The following is a 21,130-nucleotide window of genomic DNA, read 5'->3' as shown; positions in this document are numbered from 1 at the left end:
ATATTCATAATATGGTATGTGTTTAAGTTAATAATAACTCATAGACTTCAAAAAGAAAAATTGATATAATAAATCATAATCATATAAAAAATTTATGGATGAAGAAAGGATAATAACATGGAAATTCGCCAACTTAATACATTCATTACTGTAGCTGATCTTAATAGTTTTACTCGAGCAGCATATACGCTTGGATATACTCAGCCTACTGTCACATCTCAGATACAGTTGCTAGAGAGTGACCTAGGAATTCGTCTATTTGAACGTATTAGGAAGAATATTTCGCTTACTCATGAGGGGGAAAAATTTATTGTTTATGCAAGACAAATCGTTAATCTGTGTGAAGAGGCAAAAAATGCAGTAAAAGATTATCCTGCTACAAAAGGAGTTCTGACGATAGGAGCATGGGAGTCATTATGCACAACACGGATAGATAACCTCCTCAAAAAGTTCCATTATAAGTTTCCTGACATTGAAATCATATTAAAAACTATCAAATCTACGGAGTATCAAGAACTTTTACTGGATAACCAGATTGATGTGGCCTTTTGCTTGGAGCGTATGATAACAAGTTCGGATTTCATTGTTGAATTGGCAATACCTGAACCTTTAGTATTACTCGCAGAACCTAACCATCCCCTTGCAAAGTTCATTGGTGTATATCCCGAAAACATCGTTGACTATACTCTTATTTTAGCAGAAGAAGGCTGTAGCTATCGGAGGACGCTGATGAAAATACTTAGCGATTGTGGTTTGACTCCCAAATCAATTATGGAAATCGGTAGTATCCAATCTATGAAACAGCTTGCAATCGGCGGTTTAGGAATTATAGTTCTGCCTAAAATTACAGTTGAAGAAGAACTATCAAAAGGTCAGCTTGTTGAATTGAAATGGTGTGGACCTTATTTTGAATTCTTGACTCAAGTAATTTACCACAAAGACAAGTGGGTGTCGCCTGCTTTACAGACTTTGCTGAATATGACGAAGATAATCCTTCCAATGCAGTATTGTCAGAAGTGATATTAGACTGCTGCCCAGATCTCGTAGGAGGTAAAATAGTGCTTTTATCAGAAAAGGTATAGCAAAATTTTGCTATACCTTTTTGTGAACTTTTTATATAAGTTTATTATTTTTTAAAACTCAAATAGGTCTTTTTGTGGGAACAATCCAAATGCTCCGCCGGTATGAATAAATAGAATATTTTCGCAGTTTTTAAAGGTTCCCTTTTTAATTTCTTGTACTAATCCATACATTGCTTTACCGGTATACACAGGATCTAAAATAATTCCCTCTAGTTTTGCAAAGTCGTGGATGAAGTGAAGCTCTTCTGGCCTGCTTAGTGCATATCCTCTTCCTACATATCCATCTATAATATGAATTTCATCTTTTGAAATATGTAGATTCACATCGATGTATTGCATACTTTCATGAGCTATTTTATAAATCTCATTTTTGAAGTGTTCAGCGTCATCACAAACGTTGACACCATAGATTTCGCCAGTATACTCTAGTGTTTTGCTTGCTAGAAACAGTCCGGAATGAGTTCCACCAGATCCTACTGCTAGTACAATTCTATCAAAATGCACACCTAGCTCTTTTTCCTGGCAAATAATTTCCTTCATGGCATTATAGTATCCAAATCCACCAATCCCATTAGAAGCACCTTCTGGTATAATATAAGGTTTACAGCCCGTTGCCTCTAATTGCGCTTTGATTTGTTCCATAATTCCAGCTTTATTATTTTTATATTCTTCTGGAGTAACAAAACGAATCTCAGCTCCCAATAGCTTATCTATAAACAAATTACCATCTGATTCTGTTTCTGAGTCCCCTCTTAAAACAAGGACTGATTTCATTCCAAGTCTTGCAGCGACTGCTGCCGTAGATCTACAATGATTAGATTGGATTCCTCCGCAGGTAATAAGTACATCACATTTTTGATCAAGAGCTTCCTTTACAGAAAATTCAAGTTTTCTTATTTTATTACCAGAGACTTCGGTTCCTGTTTGATCATCTCTTTTTATATAGATATTAGGTCCGCCCAGTTTTTGAGAAAGTCTTTCTAGTTTTTCTATCCGTGTTGGTAAGTTTGCAAACATTATTTTTTCAGGAATTTTAATCATTGATTACTCCTCCTTTTTTATACAAATGCTACAGCTTCTATTTCAAGTATTCCATCTTTAGGCAGTTTTGCCACCTGGACACATGAACGTGCTGGTTGATTTGAAGTAAAATAGCTTTCGTATACTTCATTTACTATTGCAAAATCATTCATATCTCTAAGAAAAATTACCGTTTTTACGACTTTATCAAGAGATGATCCTGCTTCTTCTAATATTGCTTTTAAATTTTCAATAGATCTTTCTGTAGCTTTTCTTACGTCGCTACTTATGAGTTCTCCGGTTTCTGGTATAAATGGTAGTTGACCAGATGTAAATAATAAATTTCCTACCTTAATTGCCTGTGAGTATGGTCCAATTGCTGCAGGTGCTTTTTTAGTTGAAATAATTTCTTTTATCATTATTATTCTCCTTCTTTATGAAACTATATTTTAATTTTAAAATCTTTTTATCTTTTATCTTACAATAATAATATACAAGTAAACCTAATAATGCAAGTTCTAATCCTAGCATAGTACTATTAGGTGAATACTTACTATTATTAAAGTTTACAGTTTAGGATTTATTGTACATAAAGTATTAGATGCTAAAAATCATCCGATGTAAGTTTTAATTGTAACTCGTATTTGCAAATACACTTATATTACAAGCAATAACTATGCCAATGTTATTGAACCCTTTTCTATATTATTAAGAATTTATAGGACTAAATCAGTTATTTAAGGGGAGAGCATTCAACCTATAATATAGAGTTAACATCTATAAATCATTAGCCTTTGATAGAAGATGATAAAGATTGAACATTCTTCTTCATCCAGTCTTTACCTTCTACCAATCTAGTAACTATCATAGATGTTACAGCGTCACCAGTGCAGTTTATCCATGTTGCAGCAGGATCTACAAGGAAACCAAGAGTTGCAATAATTGGAAACGCTTCTGGCGGAAACCCAAATAAGTTTACAATCAACATTTCACCGATAAGTCCACCACCTGGAACACCCGACATAACTACGCCGCCCATAACTGAAATGGCTAGTGCAGCAATATAGGTTCCAATTCCAGAGAATCCTTGTCCGAATATTCCAAATAAAAATGAAATTTTTAATATCGAAGAGATAACAGTACCGTCCATATGCATGGTCGCACCGATTGGCAATACAATTTCACGGATATCCTTTGGAACTCCCATATTATTAGTAGCCTTTAGGTTAACAGGTAGAGTTGCAATAGAGCTTTGTGTTGCAAGAGATGTAATTGACGGTTCTAAGATGTTTTTGAAGAAAATTTTTATACCCTGAGTACCACCAGCAAAATATGAATATCCAGAAAATGCAACAAAAAAATATACAATACATAGTGGATAATATATAATCATAGCTCTTGCATAAGCTCCCAAGAGCTGAGGACCAAATTCGCCAATGAGGCTTGCAAAATAAGCACCTAAACCAATTGGAGCGTACAACATAATAATGCTGATAAATTTCATCATAACCTTGGACATAGCGTCTAACCCCTTAGCTATAATGTTGTTTTCAGCGCCAAGGGAACTAACACATAAACCAAAGAAAATAGAGAATATAATAAGAGGCATCATATTAGAGCGAGAAAATAAGCCACCAAAATCAGTTACAGTTAGTGTCTTAACAATTTGATCAGAAAGCTTGACGGATTCCAACGCTTTAGCAGATTGCAATGTTAGGTTAACGCCAGCAGCAGGTGGAAAAAACTTGACAACAGCAATAACGATAACGCCGGCAATAAGTCCCGTAGTAACAAATGTCAAAAACATGTTGCTTATAATTTTCCCAAGTCTTTTCATATTGACCATATTTCCTACTGCACCAGCTATGGTAACAAAGACTAGAGGGGTTACAACGGTGAACATTAAGTTAAGAAATACATCACCAAATGGTTTAAGTACTGTTGCTTTTTCACCGAAAACAATTCCAATTATGCTACCTATTATAATAGATAGCATTAAAACAATAGAGAAACGATAGTTTTTCCATGTGCTTTGTTTTTTTTTGTTCATTTTAATATCTCCTTTTCATTGGTTGGTATTGTTAAGAAATAAAAAGACATTTCAAACAATCCTTGACTTTACGCTTTTTTATAATTGATAATGAGCAATTACCTGTTATACAATCTGTCGACAAATAATGACATTGTTGATTAATCACGATTTATAAGTACGGTATCGTTTACTTTGACGAAAATAATTTTGAATAAATATTGAAAATAGGTGTGATACCTATTCCATTATGTACGCTTAATATAAGTGTACAATTGCTCCTTGCATTAGCAACTTAATAATTCCATTTTTGTAATCATAGTTTTTATCCTTTCATTTCTTATATCAAGCTTGCTATAATGGTAACTAGCAAATTTTATGCCAATAAATGAGGTTTTTGCTCTTTTTCAACAAAATTCGGTAATTAGAGATGAAGAATTATTGGTCTAAATGAGAATGATGTAATTTTTGATTGCAATTCAAGAGGAGTAGACAATATTTTTCATTTAAATGGTTTAAGTTGTATAACTTTAACCATTTAATTTGTTCGAAAACAATTTTTTCGATAAAAGCTTTATATATAATAGATACTTAGTTAAAGACCACTCCAAAAGATCAATCAGAAAATTGGCATCATTTTTGCTATATTTATGTTATAGCAAGTATTTCTTGCACAAATAAATATAAGAAGGGTGTAAACTATGAAGTATAATTTTGATGAAATAATTGACCGTAGTAACAACTTTGCTGCAAAATATGATGAAAGAGAAAAAAAATTTGGAACTTCTAATGTAATACCATTATGGATAGCAGATATGGAATTCGAGGTAGCTAAGCCCATTAATGATGCCATCATCAAAAGAGCGAAGCAAGGAATCTATGGATATACATCTCGCCCTGACTCCTATTATGAAGCTTTTTGTGATTGGGAAAAGACTCAAAATAATTGGATAGTTAATAAAGATTTAATTAGTTTCAGCCCCGGTGTTGTTCCATCTCTATCGGTTATTGTCAGAGAATTTTCTAATAAAGAAGATAAAATTTTGATACAGACTCCAGTCTATCCAGAATTTTATGACGTAATAGAATCTTGGGGAAGAGTGGTAATTGAAAATCAATTATTAGAACAAGATGGAGTCTATTCAATAGATTTTGAGGACTTCGAAGAAAAATTAAAACAGAAACCAAAGTTATTTATTATGTGTAGCCCACACAATCCGGTAGGCAGAGTGTGGATCCGAGAGGAACTAGAACATATTACTGAACTATGCCTACGCTACAATGTAATGATTGTTTCAGATGAGATACACTCAGATTTGATATTGTGGGATAATAAACACATTCCTACTGCTAGTATATCAAAGGAGGTTTCTAGTAAAACCATCACCTGTACTTCATGTACAAAAACTTTCAACTTGGCAGGACTACAGGCGTCTGTAGTGATTTTTCCGAATGCTGAAGTTAAAGAGACATTTGATGTTTTTTGGAGAGGTATGGATATCCATCGCAATAATTGCTTTAGTCTTGTAGCGGTAGAAGCAGCTTATAGGTATGGTCAAGAGTGGCTTACACAGTTAATTCCATATATTGAGGGCAATATTGATTTCATAGGAGAGTTTTGTAAAAACAACATACCAAAAATTAAACCTAGCAGACCTGAAAGTACTTATCTGGTTTGGCTTGACTGTCGTAAACTAGAATTGGGAAATGATGAACTGAAAGAATTTATGATAAATAAGGCGGGTCTAGGACTTAATGCTGGCAATGATTTCTGTCGTAGTCTTTCTGGATATATGCGTGTAAATATAGCGTGTCCACGTTCAATACTTGAGAAAGCTATGCTACAACTTGAAAAAGCTGTTAATTCATTGAATAGGGATTAGATAAAATTATAAACAAGCAGTGATATACTTGGATTTAACGAGGGATATGAAAATAAAGAAATAGCTGTAGTAATAATTAATTTTACTACAGCTATTTCTTATTTATCAAACAATCTTTGGAAAATTCCTTTTTTCCTGTGAAGAATTTCGTCGGCTACTGCTTTGGATCGTTGTCTTTCAAGACTTTGAGTTAGATTATTAACCAATTGAATATCGTGTTCTTTAATGGTTTCGGGTAATGATAACACGATTTTATTTTTCTCTTGTTCTTGTTTAAACAGGACCTGTGTATTTTCTAATAATTTATTAATATCATAGAGTTGACCGTCTTTAACAGTTAATTGCTGTTTAATAAATTCGATATTACTTTTAAGTATTTCAATCATATCTTCTTTTAATAGATTCACCACTGTAACTGCAACTTCTGATTCTGCTTCTGAAGAGTGATTATATTTTAGAGCTTGTTTAATTGCTTCTAGACCTTTTTCTTCTACACATGTTTTACCATTGTGGGATATTAAAAAAGGTTTTACTTCAGGTAATTTCATCTTAGCGTAAGCCGTTACTTTACTGATATTTAAATGTTTAGCTATTTTAAATGCATCATAGATCATTGTACACGCCTCCTAAATTATATATAGAAAGTATTCTCCAAATATTTCCAAATACCTTCTATAATAAATTAAATTTAATAAGGCCATTGTAAAATTTAATTAAACACTTAGCAGGAATGTATAGTAAAGTACTAAGATTAGGAGTTTTATCGGGTTAAGGGTTAGTTAATAGTGCCGTTAAATTTAACGACACTATTAACAATGGAAAAGGTTATTTTTGCTTAAATTCTTGCTGTAAGTACTTTTGGAAGTCTTGGCATCGTAATAATATTTTCTATATGGATTTTTATTTAAAAAAATTCATGAAGAATACAATAGTTGGGATACCTATGAGGTCAATTAGAAATGCTCCGACTAATGGAACTATTAAAAATGCCTTTGGAGATGGACCATATTTTTCAGTAACAGCTCCCATATTAGCTATAGCATTTGGAGTAGCGCCAAGACCATGACCTGCCATACCAGCTGCCATAACGGCTGCATCAAAATCTTTTCCAAGGAATTTAAATACAACAAATACTGTGTATAATATCATAAATATTACTTGTGCAGTAACTATTATTAATAATGGTCCTGCAAGTCCTACAAGTTCCCATAACTTCAATGTCATTAATGCCATTGAGAGGAAAATTCCAAGGGACACGTTGCCCATTAAATCTATAGTGTAATAATCAAGTTTAGCGATGTGTATTTTATCATTTATATTTCTAAAAGCTACAGATACAAACATAGCGCCTACATATCCAGGTAAAGAAAGGCCTGTAGCTGTTGAAAACCATCCGCTGGCAATAGACCCGATTGTCATACAAACAGTTATTATTGCCATATGAGCCATAACCATATTCGTTGTGATTTTTGTATTTCCTGTGTCGCTTACTACATTTTCAAAGGATTTTACGTCATAGTTATCTGATGTACTAGGTTTTAATTTGTGTTTGTCTATTAAATGCTTTGCAATGGGGCCCCCGATAAGACCACCAGATATAAGACCAAAAGTGGCGGCAGCTATAGCTACGGTAGTAGATCCTGCAATACCCATAGCCTCAGCAGTTTTTCCAAAAGCGGCTGCTGCACCATGTCCACCTTCCATTGAAACTGAACCTGCCATAATACCAAACATAGGGTGAATTCCAGTAATCTTTGCAAATACAATGCCTATAACATTCTGTGAAATAGCAAGGACTCCACATAGCAGCCAGTAGATAATTAAACATTTTCCACCTTTTTTAAGTAATTTAAAACTTGCGCCAAGTCCAATAGTCGTAAAGAAAGCTATCATAAAAGGAGATTGAAAAGTTGTATCCATACTAATTGTTATTAGACCGCTCTGTTTTAAAACAAGGGCAAGTATTGAAAATAGTAAACCTCCAATTACAGGGGCAGGAATACAAAACTTTCTAAAAAAAGCTACCTTTTTTATAAGCCAGTAACCTAATAGTAATAATAAAATTGCGGTTGCTAAGGTTGCTACCATATCAACCTTGAGAGTAAGTAAATCTTCTACTAATTCTGTTTTCATAATTGCTCCTCCTTTAACATCAAGACAATGTAAACGTTGTCTTGATTAATTTTATTATACCACTTTCTAATTTTAACAGTGCTAGACATCTATAGAAACATAAGAGTGGTTTTAATAATATATGTAGAATTAAATACTATATGTTCGATAAAAAAGTATCAGTTAATTATTTAGTAATAAGGATTCGTTTAGAGAGGATTTATAATAGATTTGAGATAATTAGTAAATAAAAACTGTATATTGAAATCAGTTCCAGATATTAAGGATCCACCAATCTGATACTTTAGGGAAATCCTTAATTGAATATGTGAAAAACTCTAGGGAACGGGGGTTTTGGTAAATCATTAGACTTTTCAAAGGCTTAAAAGAATATAAATAACTGTAAGGAGTGATTTATATGAAGTTGATATATACATTATTAGTTGTAAAAGTATTGTATAGTGGAAAAGCTAATCCGAAAAAAATAGTAAAAACAATTAAAAAGGAGTCTAAGTTTTGGGGTAAATTAATTACTGAAATCAGTAAACATTATAAGTAGGTTTGTATCTATATAAAAACGTTACAACTTCACTTGTGAAAATATAGGGTTTCCATCTTTATCTAACAATACAGTAATTCCTCCAGCATAATCCTCAATATTAATTAAATAATTTGTTACTGTGTCTGTATCTACAAGTATTTTACAACGTACTGCTAATGCATCAGCCCGATTGCATACAGTTTTAAATGTTTTATTTCTTATCTTATCATTCTTATTAAACATTTTTTCCTCCTATATTTTTTATTTCGCAATATTATTAAATATAGCCAAAAATTAAGGTTGTATACTTAATAGGGGGAGACTTTTGTTATTTGACGACAGTTTCTCAAAAAAATGTTTCTATGTTGATAATAATTAGCCATGTGTATCAGGATGCGAAACATTGAATTATTTAGACTAATATGTAGAAATATGAATGTAATCTAGCTAGAGTAGCTATGTTGTGAAATTATGCTCTTATTTATGTGATAGAATACTCCTTGTCGTCACAAACGAGTGGCACGATAAGCTAACTGTTGATAACTATTTAGTATGTTTTCAAATGAAAACAAATTAAAAAAATGTTGACAAAACAAGAAATACCTAGTAATATAGTAGAAGTCGTCACATGATGACAAAGCGAATTGGTCTTTGAAAATTAAACAGAGAAATAGGTAAAGATAGCGAAATAATATTTCGTTAAACCAGTTAATTACTTTAGTATAAAGTAAAATTTAGTCGTAAGACTAAAAAGTATGTAATGAGCTTGCGTAACAACTTAACAGTTGTCGCAGATTAATCATTTCAACTAAAAAAGTGTAAACTTTTAAATTGAGAGTTTGATCCTGGCTCAGGACGAACGCTGGCGGCGTGCCTAACACATGCAAGTCGAGCGATGAAACCTTTCGGGGTGGATTAGCGGCGGACGGGTGAGTAACACGTGGGTAACCTGCCTCAAAGAGGGGAATAGCCTCCCGAAAGGGAGATTAATACCGCATAATATGTTTTGGTCGCATGATCGAAACATCAAAGGATTTTTCTTCGGAAAATTCCACTTTGAGATGGACCCGCGGCGCATTAGCTAGTTGGTGAGGTAACGGCTCACCAAGGCGACGATGCGTAGCCGACCTGAGAGGGTGATCGGCCACATTGGAACTGAGACACGGTCCAGACTCCTACGGGAGGCAGCAGTGGGGAATATTGCGCAATGGGGGAAACCCTGACGCAGCAACGCCGCGTGAATGATGAAGGCCTTCGGGTTGTAAAGTTCTGTCTTCTGGGACGATAATGACGGTACCAGAGGAGGAAGCCACGGCTAACTACGTGCCAGCAGCCGCGGTAATACGTAGGTGGCAAGCGTTGTCCGGATTTACTGGGCGTAAAGGATGCGTAGGCGGACATTTAAGTCAGATGTGAAATACCCGAGCTTAACTTGGGTGCTGCATTTGAAACTGGGTGTCTAGAGTGCAGGAGAGGTAAGTGGAATTCCTAGTGTAGCGGTGAAATGCGTAGAGATTAGGAAGAACACCAGTGGCGAAGGCGACTTACTGGACTGTAACTGACGCTGAGGCATGAAAGCGTGGGGAGCAAACAGGATTAGATACCCTGGTAGTCCACGCCGTAAACGATGAATACTAGGTGTCGGGGGTCGAACCTCGGTGCCGCCGTTAACACATTAAGTATTCCGCCTGGGGAGTACGATCGCAAGATTAAAACTCAAAGGAATTGACGGGGGCCCGCACAAGCAGCGGAGCATGTGGTTTAATTCGAAGCAACGCGAAGAACCTTACCTAGACTTGACATCCCCTGCATAACCCAGAGATGGGCGAAGTCCTTCGGGACAGGGTGACAGGTGGTGCATGGTTGTCGTCAGCTCGTGTCGTGAGATGTTGGGTTAAGTCCCGCAACGAGCGCAACCCTTATCATTAGTTGCTACCATTAAGTTGAGCACTCTAGTGAGACTGCCCGGGTTAACCGGGAGGAAGGTGGGGATGACGTCAAATCATCATGCCCCTTATGTCTAGGGCTACACACGTGCTACAATGGTGAGTACAAAGAGATGCAAGACCGCAAGGTGGAGCCAAACTCAAAAACTCATCCCAGTTCGGATTGTAGGCTGCAACTCGCCTACATGAAGCCGGAGTTGCTAGTAATCGCGAATCAGCATGTCGCGGTGAATACGTTCCCGGGCCTTGTACACACCGCCCGTCACACCATGAGAGTTGGTAACACCCGAAGTCCGTGAGGTAACCGTAAGGAGCCAGCGGCCGAAGGTGGGATTGATGATTGGGGTGAAGTCGTAACAAGGTAGCCGTAGGAGAACCTGCGGCTGGATCACCTCCTTTCTAGGGAGTAGATGTATTGACTTCGGTCGATGCAATAGAAGAATATTAATTTGTTCTTCAAAAATATCTATTGTAATTAATCGTACCTAGTTCTCTGTTTAATTTTGAGAGACTAATTTTATCTAACTCTTAGGAGTTAGATAATGAATAGTTTTTCTTAAAATGTTCTTTGAAAATTGCACAGTGAAAAAAGTTGTTTTAAAAAAATTAAAACTACGCAAGTAGTTTATAAATTAATTTAATACAATTTCGCAAAATTAATATAACCGTCTATGTAAATAGACAGAATCAAGGTCAAGCTACAAAGGGCGCATGGCGAATGCCTTGGCACTAGGAGCCGAAGAAGGACGCGTTAAGCTGCGATAAGCTTTGGGTAGGCGCAAATAGCCTGTGATCCAAAGATTTCCGAATGGGGGAACCCACATAGTAACAACTATGTACTGCATACTGAATAAATAGGTATGCAGAGGTAGACCCGGGGAACTGAAACATCTAAGTACCCGGAGGAAGAGAAAGAAACATCGATTTCCTAAGTAGCGGCGAGCGAAAGGGAAAGAGCCCAAACCCAGGTCTTTGATCTGGGGGTTGAGGATAGATCATAAATACTGCAATTCCTTAATTGAAGATAGCTGGAAAGCTGCTCCGCAGAAGGTAATAGGCCTGTAAATGAAAAGGAAAAACAGTCAGATCTAATCCAGAGTACCACGAGACACGTGAAACCTTGTGGGAAGCTGGGAGGACCACCTCCCAAGGCTAAATACTACCTAGTGACCGATAGTGAAGAAGTACCGTGAGGGAAAGGTGAAAAGAACCCCGGAAGGGGAGTGAAATAGAACCTGAAACCGTGTGCCTACAACCGGTCGAAGCACTTTATATGTGTGACGGCGTGCTTTTTGTAGAACGAGCCAACGAGTTACGATATGTAGCAAGGTTAAGTACTTAAGGTACGGAGCCGAAGGGAAACCAAGTCTGAATAGGGCGCATAGTTGCATGTCGTAGACCCGAAACCGGGTGACCTATCCATGGCCAGGATGAAGCGGAAGTAAAATTCCGTGGAGGTCCGAACCACGTTGGTGTTGAAAAACCATGGGATGAGCTGTGGATAGCGGAGAAATTCCAATCGAACTCGGAGATAGCTGGTTCTCCTCGAAATAGCTTTAGGGCTAGCGTCGATTAATTGAGTAATGGAGGTAGAGCACTGAATGGGCTAGGGGCTGACAACAGTTACTGAACCCTATCAAACTCCGAATGCCATATACTTTTATTTCGGCAGTCAGACTGCGAATGATAAGATCCGTAGTCAAAAGGGAAACAGCCCAGACCATCAGCTAAGGTCCCAAAGTGTAAGTTAAGTGGAAAAGGATGTGGGATTTCTAAGACAACTAGGATGTTGGCTCAGAAGCAGCCACTCATTTAAAGAGTGCGTAATAGCTCACTAGTCAAGAGATCCTGCGCCGAAGATGTCCGGGGCTAAAACTTACCACCGAAGCTATGGGTGTACACAATTGTGTACGCGGTAGAGGAGCTTTCTGTACTGGCTGAAGTCATACCGTAAGGAGTGGTGGACGGTACAGAAGTGAGAATGTTGGCATGAGTAGCGAGAGTTAAGTGAGAATCTTAACGGTCGAAAACCTAAGGTTTCCTGAGGAAGGCTCGTCCTCTCAGGGTTAGTCGGGACCTAAGCCGAGGCCGAAAGGCGTAGGTGATGGACAATCGGTTGATATTCCGATACCACCAATGGACGTTATTAGAAATGGGATGACGCAGGAGGATAAGATGTGCACACTATTGGATGTGTGTCTAAGCATTTAGGCGGAGCAGACAGGCAAATCCGTTTGCTCTTAACGCTGAGATGTGATGGGGAAGGGAATTTATTCCTGAAGTATCTGATTCCACGCTGCCAAGAAAAGTCTCTATCGAGGATATTGGTGCCCGTACCGCAAACCGACACAGGTAGGTGAGGAGAGAATCCTAAGACCATCGGAAGAATTGTTGTTAAGGAACTCGGCAAATTGACCCCGTAACTTCGGGAGAAGGGGTGCCTACGTAAGTAGGTCGCAGAGAATAGGCCCAAGCAACTGTTTAGCAAAAACACAGGTCTCTGCTAAAGCGAAAGCTGATGTATAGGGGCTGACGCCTGCCCGGTGCTGGAAGGTTAAGGGGATTACTTAGCGCAAGCGAAGGTATGAACTTAAGCCCCAGTAAACGGCGGCCGTAACTATAACGGTCCTAAGGTAGCGAAATTCCTTGTCGGGTAAGTTCCGACCCGCACGAATGGCGTAATGATTTGGGCACTGTCTCAACAACACATCCGGCGAAATTGTAGTGCAAGTGAAGATGCTTGCTACCCGCGATTGGACGGAAAGACCCCGTAGAGCTTTACTGTAGCTTAGCATTGAATTTCGGTATTGTCTGTACAGGATAGGTGGGAGACTGAGAAACATGGGCGTCAGCCTGTGTGGAGTCATCCTTGGGATACCACCCTGACAGTACTGAGGTTCTAACTGGAGGCCATGAATCTGGTCACAGGACATTGTTAGGTGGGCAGTTTGACTGGGGCGGTCGCCTCCAAAAAAGTAACGGAGGCGCCCAAAGGTTCCCTCAGCGCGGTTGGAAATCGCGCGAAGAGTGCAAAGGCAGAAGGGAGCCTGACTGCGACACTTACAAGTGGAGCAGGGACGAAAGTCGGGCTTAGTGATCCGGTGGTACCTCGTGGGAGGGCCATCGCTCAACGGATAAAAGCTACCTCGGGGATAACAGGCTGATCTCCCCCAAGAGTCCACATCGACGGGGAGGTTTGGCACCTCGATGTCGGCTCGTCGCATCCTGGGGCTGAAGTAGGTCCCAAGGGTTGGGCTGTTCGCCCATTAAAGCGGCACGCGAGCTGGGTTCAGAACGTCGTGAGACAGTTCGGTCCCTATCCGTCGCGGGCGTAGGAAATTTGAAGGGAGCTGTCCTTAGTACGAGAGGACCGGGATGGACAAACCTCTGGTGCACCAGTTGTCACGCCAGTGGCATCGCTGGGTAGCTATGTTTGGAAGGGATAAACGCTGAAAGCATCTAAGCGTGAAGCCCACCCTGAGATGAGATTTCCCATAACTCGCACGTAAGTGCGATGTTAGTAAGACTCCTGGAAGACCACCAGGTTGATAGGTTAGAGGTGTAAGCATGGTAACATGTTCAGCTGACTAATACTAATAAGTCGAGGGCTTGACCTAAATATATAATTAAAAGTAATGCGATATACTTCTTTCGTAAGAAAGAAGCGAGGCTTTGAGCGTGAGCGAAAAGACTAATTCACTGTGCAATTTTCAGAGAATATTTATATTCTCAATCTGGTGATTATGGCATGAAGGTAACACCCGTTCCCATACCGAACACGAAGGTTAAGCTTCAATGCGCCGATGGTACTGCAGGGGTGACCTTGTGGAAGAGTAGGTTGTCGCCAGGTAAGAAAAAACCGCTAAGTTTAACGAGGCCGCTGAAAAAAGCACTCTTTATTTAGTAGAGTTTTCAAGCTTGAATAGAAAAAGCATGAGATATTCATATTTTGGATATCTCATGCTTTTTATTTTATAATTAAGTTTTAAAAGCCCTATTTCATGCTTTTCAACTTAATTATTCTCTTTAGATTCACAGTGAAGATTGATAATGCACCTTGAATTTGCATACTAATTAAGCCTGACGATATTGCTACATCATAGCTATGTTGGTGCTTAAGTTCACTGTTTTTAGCCTCTATCATATAACGTTCCCTAGCTCGTTTTTTAAAATATTCACTTTTTTCGAACTCTATTTGATCTTTGTGAGTATTTGACTTTATTGAAACTGAATAAGTTTTAGATTTAGCGCCTTCTTTATAACACCCATCTTTATGAACACAATTTTTACACTTTTCTACATTAAAATAGTAGGTTAGCACTTGATTTTTACCAACATTCTTCTTTCCCTGTTTTGCTTTTTTAATAGCCATATGACCTGCCGGACATACAAATAAACCAGCATCTTTATTAAACTCAAATTCATCTTCTTTTTTTCGCATTCCTTGTGAAATTACAGGATTTAGTCTTGAAATTAATGCAATTTTATTTTCTTTTGTATATTCTAGGTTTTTCTTTTCAGAATAAGCTGTATCTCCAATTACTTCATTTACATCTATACCAGCCTCACGGCTTTTTTCTATTAAGGTTATGAGCTCCTTTCCATCACTTTTTTCGCCAGTTGTAATAACAGCTGCTGTAATTAAACGTTCTTCACTCATAGCAAGGTGTGATTTATATCCAAAAAAAGAACTATCCTCAGTTTTATGCCCCACTTTTGCATCCTCATCTTTTGATATTTTTAGATTTTCTAAGTCATCATTAATAGCTTCCATTAAGTAGTTTAATTTAGTTTTCACAGCTGGATTTGCTGCAGTTTCTGGCTTCTCGTTTATGGTATCAATTAATAATTTGCAGTACTCAAGAATATCTTCAAGTACTCCAGTTGTAACTTTATTAGGTAACTCTTCTTTAATACCAGGATGTACTCCGTACAATGTTTTTCTTAAGTTTTTTGCACGTTTCAATAATTCCTCGCTTGCTGACTTTTGGTTATAACGTGACTTGGTATGCGTAGCATCAACTATTATTGCTTTACTTTTTAAAACTCCCTCTTTTATAGCAAGTTCTACAGTCTTGTTTATTAATAAATCCAATAAATTCATGTCTTTAAGGCGAAGCTTTCTAAATTTAGTTAGTGTACTTGAGTTTATTAAATTTGTTTCTTCTGGGGCTAAATTTAGAAAATATTTAAAGGACATGTCATAAAGAGTTCTTTCAACAACATCTTCATCAGACAATTCATATATTACTTTCAAAAGTAAATATTTAAATAGCATTATGGGGTTAATAGCACCTCTACCCATAGATGAACTATAGTTAATCATCAATTCGTCATAAACAAATGAAAAGTCAACAAGGTCATTAATTTGCTTTAAAATGTTATCTTTCGGAATAATTAACGAATATAAGCTATGGTATGTATTTATTTTTATTTCCAATTGTCCTTTTAGCATAATAGTTTAGCCCCTTTTATTTTATTCTACTATACTAATTCGACATATCTTTTAAAATTCCTTTTTGTTTTTTAGTCTTTTATATAAAAAAATCGCCATCTTTAATTAGATGACGATTTTTCATATAGTTTTTCAGTGGCCTCAGTTTAACTTAGTGGTTTTTATTGTGCGCCCGGCATGGGCGCAATCTAATGGGTGAAAGTCCCTAGCACGGGTTAATAGTGCCAAGTGCATAGCTTAAGACAAGGGTGTCCATCGTGAGATGGAATCTGAAGGAAGTTGGCGGCCAAACTCCGGTCTGACGAACAGAAACTACATATAAGGCATATGCTTGTGGGTAAGTTTGCAATACAAAACGAAGCCCAAAACTATTCGAAACAAGTGGTGTAAATGTAGCAGATAGATGGAGTGAAAGATTGCGTTCTTACCCGGGGAGATCTGATAGGTAAGTTGTGGATATGAATTTAGAAATAACAACCCATACAGTGATGTATGGCTGAACTATCAGAAGTCAGCAGACGTCATAGTACCATGCAAAACGCGTTAGCGTGGGAAGGACTGAACAATAGGAGGTTTTGGAATTTTGAAGGATACGAGAAAATATGATAAAAGCAGACAACTTCATAAAGAAGGCTCTCTACGAGAGAATAGAGTGGAACTCGAAGGTAATGTAGAAGTGCATAGTATTTCCTCTATGTCAGAAGAAGGAAGAAACGATGTGAATGAATATGATAATGGTTTACTCGAGCAGATATTATCGAGAGATAATATGAATAAAGCATATAAAAGAGTAAAAGCCAATAAAGGAAGTCATGGGATTGATGGTTTGACAGTAGATGAACTTCTACATTATCTAAAAGAGCATGGACAAGAATTAAGGCAATCATTATTAGAAAGTAGATATAGACCTCTAGCCGTAAGAAGGGTAGAAATACCAAAACCTGACGGTGGAATTAGGCTACTTGGAATACCTACTGTATTAGATAGAGTTATTCAGCAAGCGATATCACAAACTCTAATACCAGTATATGAAAAGAAATTTTCTGATAATAGTTACGGTTTTAGACCTTTAAGAAGTGGAAAACAAGCTGTTGAAAAATGTAGGGGATATATTAATGCTGGACATACATGGACGGTGAATATAGACCTTTCTAAATACTTTGATACGATAAATCATGATAAATTAATAAGGATACTATCGGAAGATATTAAAGATAGTAGAGTAATTTCTCTGATACGAAAGTATCTACAAAGTGGAGTGATGATAAATGGGGTATTTATGAATACAGAAGAAGGAGCACCTCAAGGCGGGCCTTTGTCCCCATTATTAAGTAACGTAATGTTACATGAACTCGATGTAGAACTAACAAAACGAGGACTAAACTTTTGTAGATATGCTGATGATGCGAATATATACGTCAAAAGTGAGAAATCAGCAAATAGAGTAATGAAGAGTATTACGAGATTTATTGAGGAAAAGTTAAAGCTTAGAGTGAATAAAGAAAAGAGTACAGTAGATAGACCTTGGAAACTTAAATTTTTAGGATTTTCATTTTACCGAGCAAAAGGTGAATACAGAATGAGAGTTCCTCAAAAACCTATAATCAAATTCAAAGCAAAGCTAAAAGAATTAACTTCAAGAAGTAATGCGATGAGCATGAAATATAGGTTTATGAAACTTAAGCAAGTGATAGTTGGATGGATAAATTATTTTGCTATTGCAGACATTAAAAGTATTCTTAAAACACTTGATGAATGGTTAAGGCGAAGAATTAGAATGTGTTTTTGGAAACAATGGAAAAAGATTAAAACAAAATATGGGAACCTTGTTAAATTAGGAATACCAAACAATAAAGCTTTGCAATATGCAAATACAAGGAAAGGCTATTGGAGAACATCCAATAGCCCTATATTAAACAAAACATTGACCAATAAATACCTTAAAAATATAGGATTAGTTTCTATATCTGAGACATATTTATTAAAACATTAATTTCTATTGAACCGCCGTGTACCGAACGGTATGCACGGTGGTGTGAGAGGTCGCTAAATAAATTAATTATTTAGCTCCTACTCGATTGGTTAAATACAATTACATTTTTGGATTTTAGTGACACTTTAATTTTAGGAGAATATACTATAGGGACAAGATCCATACTTCTAAAAAAAAGGGGTATTCAGTATGAATAAAAGATATCTATCAGGTATTGTCTTTATAGTTGTGGTTATGATAAGTGGATGTACTTTAGCGAATAAATCGGAGGCTGCGGTGAAATTGCCTCCTAGTGACGCAAAAATATATCAAACTAACGTTAGAGTGTCTCAAAATACTATACAAAAAGAAAATGTACAAAATAACAGTATTAAACTTTTAGCACAAAAAAAACAACAGCCAATTGCTCAAATAATATTTAAGCAAGGAAATAAGGGCAGTAAAGTTAAGGAAATACAGCAAAAGCTTAATAAATTTGGTTATAAACTTTATGCAGATGGAGACTTCGGACGATTAACCTATTATGCGGTTATAGACTTTCAAATGAGAAATAAGCTAATCAAAGATGGCATAGTAGGTAATTTAACACTAAAGAAACTTAATATGAAACCAACTTCACAGTCTATGTATAAACCACCAGTAATACAAAAATATACACCTAAAGTTTCAGTTTCAAACAATTCGTTAGAAAAAACTATAAACAGTAAGAACATTTATAGTTCAACTGCTTATTTTATATGGATTGATTTATCTCACCAAAGGGTAAATATATTCAAAGGGTCTAACAGAAAATGGAATCTTGTTAGATCAATGGTTTGTTCTTCAGGAAAATCAAGAACACCAACAGTTAAAGGTAATTTTACCGTTGGAATTAAAGGAAGCTACTTTATTTCAGATGGAGGCGCTAGGTGTAAATATTATACTCAAATAAGAGGTAACTATTTATTCCACAGCGTACTATACGATAGAAAGGGTAATTATGTTATAGATAACACCCTTGGAGTTCCTGTATCTCACGGATGTGTAAGGTTAGCTTTAAAAGATGCTAAATTTATATATGATAATATTCCAGCTAGAACTGCTATTTGGAGCAAATAAAAAGTAAGTTATAAAAGGATATATACTCGAAAATAAGAATTCCATTTGGTATTCTTATTTTTATTGTATGCTACAATGTGTTAAGTTATTCTTTAGTTATGCTTAATAGCTCTATTTTATAATTTCCATCAGGAGATGCTACTTCTACTATAGTTCCTACTGTTTTTCCGAATAATACCATTCCTATTGGTGACTCAATACTAAACTTGCCATTTAATATATCCACTTGTAATGTTGTTACAAGTTCTATTTCTTCGATATCATCGCTACCTTCAAATTTTATCATTAATTTATCACTTATATTTGCCCCTTTAGTATTATAAATAACATCATCTATAACTTCAGCGGTTCTAATCATTTTTATTAAATATCCCATTCTTCTGTAGTTTTCGTACATATTTGTTTTGGCAGCTTTATATTCAGCATTTTCACTTCTATCACCGTGAGCAGCAGCTATCATTTTTTCATGTGCAATTTCCATGGTTAAAGGACCTTTACGATAATCAAATTCTTTTTGAAGATCTTCAAGATCTTTTTTAGTAAGCTTATTATTCATTTTAGCACCTTCTTTTATCTTTTTTACAGATTGTTTACTATATAATTTAATAGTACATTTATAATTCAATTTCTTAAAAAATCTGGAGTATTACTTGTATATTTTACTATTGAACTTGCCGTTTTTCAACTTTTTTCAGTAAGTAATGTTATTCTTCCATCCACATGACCACCAATGATCATAAGTTAATGATAGCATTAATAACTCCATCTAAGTCTATAAGGTATTTTATTGCTGGTATTCATGTAAACGGTTATAACTAAAAAACACCTCCGAATCAAATATTCATAATTATTCTAGCATATGTAGAAATATGTTTAAAGTTTTTTATCCAAATCTTGAGAATAATAGAGTATAATAAAAGAAGTCATTGTAAGTAATATAAATAAAAAAATATTAAATATGAAGATGAGAAAAACAACTTAAAGAGGGGGTTGTAAATGCAATCAATATTAAGAACAGCAATTGAAAACAGTAAAAAAATTACGAAAGATGGACAAGTAGCAACGTATATTCCTGAACTTGCAAAGGGGGATAGAGATGCTCTTGGAGCATGTATATTTGACATATGCGGTAATATTATTGTAGAAGGTGACTACCTAACAAAGTTCACTATTCAAAGTGTATCAAAGGTGGTAATCCTTATATGTGCTCTTATTGATAATGGAAAGGATGTAGTTTTTTCTAAAGTAGGTAAGGAACCTTCAGCGGACCCATTTAATTCATTGGTTAAGTTAGAAATGAAGGAGACACATAAACCATCAAATCCGTTTATAAATGCAGGTGCAATAGTTTGTACATCCCTTGTGGAAGGAGATAATGGGATAGAAAAATTCAGTAAAATTCACAATATGATGAAAAAATTAGCAAATAATAATGACATTGAGGTGAATTATTCAGTTTATAACTCTGAAAAATTGACTGGGAATACAAACAGAGCTATTGCTTATTATCTAAAGGGAGCAGGCATAATTGAAAAGGATGTAGAAGACGTATTAGACGCATACTTTAAATGCTGCTCAGTAGAGGTAGTTGTTGAGGATATAGCAAGAATGGCATCAGTAATTGCAAACAATGGAGTAGCACCATGGTCAAATGAACAGTTAATTCCAGAGTGCATCAATAAAATAGTTAAGGCTATTATGATGACCTGTGGATTATACGACAGATCCGGAGAATTTTGTATCGAGGTTGGTGTTCCAGCTAAAAGCGGAGTAGGGGGATGTATTATGGCTGTTGTTCCAAACCGTATGGGAATAGCAGTTGTAGGGCCAGCACTTGATAATTACGGAAATAGTATTGCTGGAACGAGAGTTCTAGAAGAACTTTCTAAAGAACTCAATCTAAGTATCTTCTGAATTTTCTAAGAAAATACATATTAAGGTATGGTGATGATAGAAAAAAGTTATTATATT

At 36.2% G+C, this 21,130-nt stretch carries 14 protein-coding genes and 3 rRNA genes; 9 read left to right on the top strand and 8 right to left on the bottom strand.

Annotated features, from left to right (window positions below; translation table 11 throughout):
* The first annotated feature begins 117 nt into the window (after positions 1 to 117).
* Positions 118 to 1,020, top strand: coding sequence for a LysR family transcriptional regulator (locus tag ACWJKS_RS13700; protein ID WP_462959793.1), 903 nt, complete (start codon positions 118 to 120; stop codon positions 1,018 to 1,020).
* Between the two features lie 113 nt (positions 1,021 to 1,133).
* On the opposite strand, the gene ACWJKS_RS13695 is transcribed toward ACWJKS_RS13700, so the two are convergent.
* The 3 genes from ACWJKS_RS13695 to ACWJKS_RS13685 form a co-directional block, all read right to left on the bottom strand.
* The gene (locus ACWJKS_RS13695; RefSeq protein ID WP_165414355.1) at positions 1,134 to 2,123 is read right to left on the bottom strand and encodes a D-cysteine desulfhydrase family protein; all 990 of its coding nucleotides are present in this window, start codon (positions 2,121 to 2,123) and stop codon (positions 1,134 to 1,136) included.
* 17 nt (positions 2,124 to 2,140) lie between these two features.
* Positions 2,141 to 2,521, bottom strand: a complete 381-nt coding sequence (locus ACWJKS_RS13690; protein WP_165414354.1) for a RidA family protein — start codon at positions 2,519 to 2,521, stop codon at positions 2,141 to 2,143.
* A 368-nt stretch (positions 2,522 to 2,889) separates the two neighbouring features.
* Positions 2,890 to 4,152, bottom strand: coding sequence for a dicarboxylate/amino acid:cation symporter (locus ACWJKS_RS13685; protein WP_462959792.1), 1,263 nt, complete (start codon positions 4,150 to 4,152; stop codon positions 2,890 to 2,892).
* A gap of 680 nt (positions 4,153 to 4,832) precedes the next feature.
* Between ACWJKS_RS13685 and ACWJKS_RS13680 the strand changes: the two genes are divergently transcribed.
* A complete protein-coding gene (locus ACWJKS_RS13680) occupies positions 4,833 to 6,014 on the top strand; it encodes a MalY/PatB family protein (protein WP_462952830.1) in 1,182 nt (393 codons plus the stop codon).
* 98 nt (positions 6,015 to 6,112) lie between these two features.
* On the opposite strand, the gene ACWJKS_RS13675 is transcribed toward ACWJKS_RS13680, so the two are convergent.
* Together ACWJKS_RS13675 and gltS are read right to left on the bottom strand one after the other, a co-directional pair.
* Positions 6,113 to 6,628, bottom strand: coding sequence for a hypothetical protein (locus ACWJKS_RS13675; protein ID WP_216303241.1), 516 nt, complete (start codon positions 6,626 to 6,628; stop codon positions 6,113 to 6,115).
* 286 nt (positions 6,629 to 6,914) lie between these two features.
* Complete coding sequence (gene gltS, locus ACWJKS_RS13670; protein ID WP_220287364.1) at positions 6,915 to 8,147, bottom strand: sodium/glutamate symporter; 1,233 nt, start codon at positions 8,145 to 8,147, stop codon at positions 6,915 to 6,917.
* 397 nt (positions 8,148 to 8,544) lie between these two features.
* Here gltS and ACWJKS_RS13665 point away from each other — a divergent pair, with 397 nt between their 5' ends.
* Positions 8,545 to 8,685, top strand: a complete 141-nt coding sequence (locus ACWJKS_RS13665) for a hypothetical protein (protein ID WP_462952831.1) — start codon at positions 8,545 to 8,547, stop codon at positions 8,683 to 8,685.
* A gap of 21 nt (positions 8,686 to 8,706) precedes the next feature.
* On the opposite strand, the gene ACWJKS_RS13660 is transcribed toward ACWJKS_RS13665, so the two are convergent.
* Positions 8,707 to 8,910, bottom strand: a complete 204-nt coding sequence (locus ACWJKS_RS13660; RefSeq protein WP_462952832.1) for a DUF6440 family protein — start codon at positions 8,908 to 8,910, stop codon at positions 8,707 to 8,709.
* Between the two features lie 584 nt (positions 8,911 to 9,494).
* On the opposite strand from ACWJKS_RS13660, the gene ACWJKS_RS13655 reads away from it, so the two are divergent.
* The 3 genes from ACWJKS_RS13655 to rrf all read left to right on the top strand — a co-directional run bounded on the left by ACWJKS_RS13655 (position 9,495) and on the right by rrf (position 14,463).
* Positions 9,495 to 11,012 (top strand): 16S ribosomal RNA (locus tag ACWJKS_RS13655).
* Positions 11,013 to 11,304: 292 nt separating this feature from the next.
* Positions 11,305 to 14,230: ribosomal RNA gene (locus ACWJKS_RS13650) — 23S ribosomal RNA — on the top strand.
* 116 nt (positions 14,231 to 14,346) lie between these two features.
* Positions 14,347 to 14,463 (top strand): 5S ribosomal RNA (gene rrf / locus ACWJKS_RS13645).
* The 16S, 23S and 5S rRNA genes sit together here, the layout of an rRNA operon.
* A gap of 144 nt (positions 14,464 to 14,607) precedes the next feature.
* On the opposite strand, the gene ACWJKS_RS13640 is transcribed toward rrf, so the two are convergent.
* Positions 14,608 to 16,068: an IS1182 family transposase gene (locus ACWJKS_RS13640; RefSeq protein ID WP_462952569.1), complete on the bottom strand. Its 1,461-nt coding sequence runs from the start codon at positions 16,066 to 16,068 to the stop codon at positions 14,608 to 14,610.
* A 583-nt stretch (positions 16,069 to 16,651) separates the two neighbouring features.
* Between ACWJKS_RS13640 and ltrA the strand changes: the two genes are divergently transcribed.
* Both ltrA and ACWJKS_RS13630 read left to right on the top strand, forming a co-directional pair.
* Complete coding sequence (gene ltrA / locus ACWJKS_RS13635; RefSeq protein ID WP_258280593.1) at positions 16,652 to 18,061, top strand: group II intron reverse transcriptase/maturase; 1,410 nt, start codon at positions 16,652 to 16,654, stop codon at positions 18,059 to 18,061.
* 189 nt (positions 18,062 to 18,250) lie between these two features.
* Positions 18,251 to 19,159, top strand: coding sequence for a L,D-transpeptidase family protein (locus tag ACWJKS_RS13630; protein ID WP_216304463.1), 909 nt, complete (start codon positions 18,251 to 18,253; stop codon positions 19,157 to 19,159).
* Positions 19,160 to 19,244: 85 nt separating this feature from the next.
* Here ACWJKS_RS13630 and ACWJKS_RS13625 read toward each other — a convergent pair whose 3' ends face one another.
* Positions 19,245 to 19,715, bottom strand: coding sequence for a GreA/GreB family elongation factor (locus ACWJKS_RS13625; RefSeq protein WP_220287768.1), 471 nt, complete (start codon positions 19,713 to 19,715; stop codon positions 19,245 to 19,247).
* A 440-nt stretch (positions 19,716 to 20,155) separates the two neighbouring features.
* On the opposite strand from ACWJKS_RS13625, the gene glsA reads away from it, so the two are divergent.
* Positions 20,156 to 21,073 (top strand): glutaminase A, encoded by a 918-nt coding sequence (gene glsA, locus ACWJKS_RS13620; RefSeq protein WP_462959791.1) that lies wholly within the window; start codon positions 20,156 to 20,158, stop codon positions 21,071 to 21,073.
* Positions 21,074 to 21,130 lie beyond the last annotated feature (57 nt).

The sequence above is a fragment of the Clostridium sp. CM038 genome (genome assembly GCF_055081105.1).
Note: the sequence above shows the minus strand (reverse complement) of the source record. Positions and strands in the feature narration are given on the sequence as shown.

What these genes read in the sequence shown, in the direction of transcription:
- ACWJKS_RS13690 (WP_165414354.1), bottom strand. Translation starts at nt 2,521, where the DNA reads ATGATAAAAGAAATTATTTCAACTAAAAAAGCACCTGCAGCAATTGGA.
- ACWJKS_RS13665 (WP_462952831.1), top strand. Translation starts at nt 8,545, where the DNA reads ATGAAGTTGATATATACATTATTAGTTGTAAAAGTATTGTATAGTGGA.
- ACWJKS_RS13660 (WP_462952832.1), bottom strand. Translation starts at nt 8,910, where the DNA reads ATGTTTAATAAGAATGATAAGATAAGAAATAAAACATTTAAAACTGTA.
- ACWJKS_RS13640 (WP_462952569.1), bottom strand. Translation starts at nt 16,068, where the DNA reads ATGCTAAAAGGACAATTGGAAATAAAAATAAATACATACCATAGCTTA.
- glsA (WP_462959791.1), top strand. Translation starts at nt 20,156, where the DNA reads ATGCAATCAATATTAAGAACAGCAATTGAAAACAGTAAAAAAATTACG.
- gltS (WP_220287364.1), bottom strand. Translation starts at nt 8,147, where the DNA reads ATGAAAACAGAATTAGTAGAAGATTTACTTACTCTCAAGGTTGATATG.
- ACWJKS_RS13675 (WP_216303241.1), bottom strand. Translation starts at nt 6,628, where the DNA reads ATGATCTATGATGCATTTAAAATAGCTAAACATTTAAATATCAGTAAA.
- ACWJKS_RS13680 (WP_462952830.1), top strand. Translation starts at nt 4,833, where the DNA reads ATGAAGTATAATTTTGATGAAATAATTGACCGTAGTAACAACTTTGCT.
- ACWJKS_RS13695 (WP_165414355.1), bottom strand. Translation starts at nt 2,123, where the DNA reads ATGATTAAAATTCCTGAAAAAATAATGTTTGCAAACTTACCAACACGG.
- ACWJKS_RS13630 (WP_216304463.1), top strand. Translation starts at nt 18,251, where the DNA reads ATGAATAAAAGATATCTATCAGGTATTGTCTTTATAGTTGTGGTTATG.
- ACWJKS_RS13625 (WP_220287768.1), bottom strand. Translation starts at nt 19,715, where the DNA reads ATGAATAATAAGCTTACTAAAAAAGATCTTGAAGATCTTCAAAAAGAA.
- ACWJKS_RS13700 (WP_462959793.1), top strand. Translation starts at nt 118, where the DNA reads ATGGAAATTCGCCAACTTAATACATTCATTACTGTAGCTGATCTTAAT.
- ACWJKS_RS13685 (WP_462959792.1), bottom strand. Translation starts at nt 4,152, where the DNA reads ATGAACAAAAAAAAACAAAGCACATGGAAAAACTATCGTTTCTCTATT.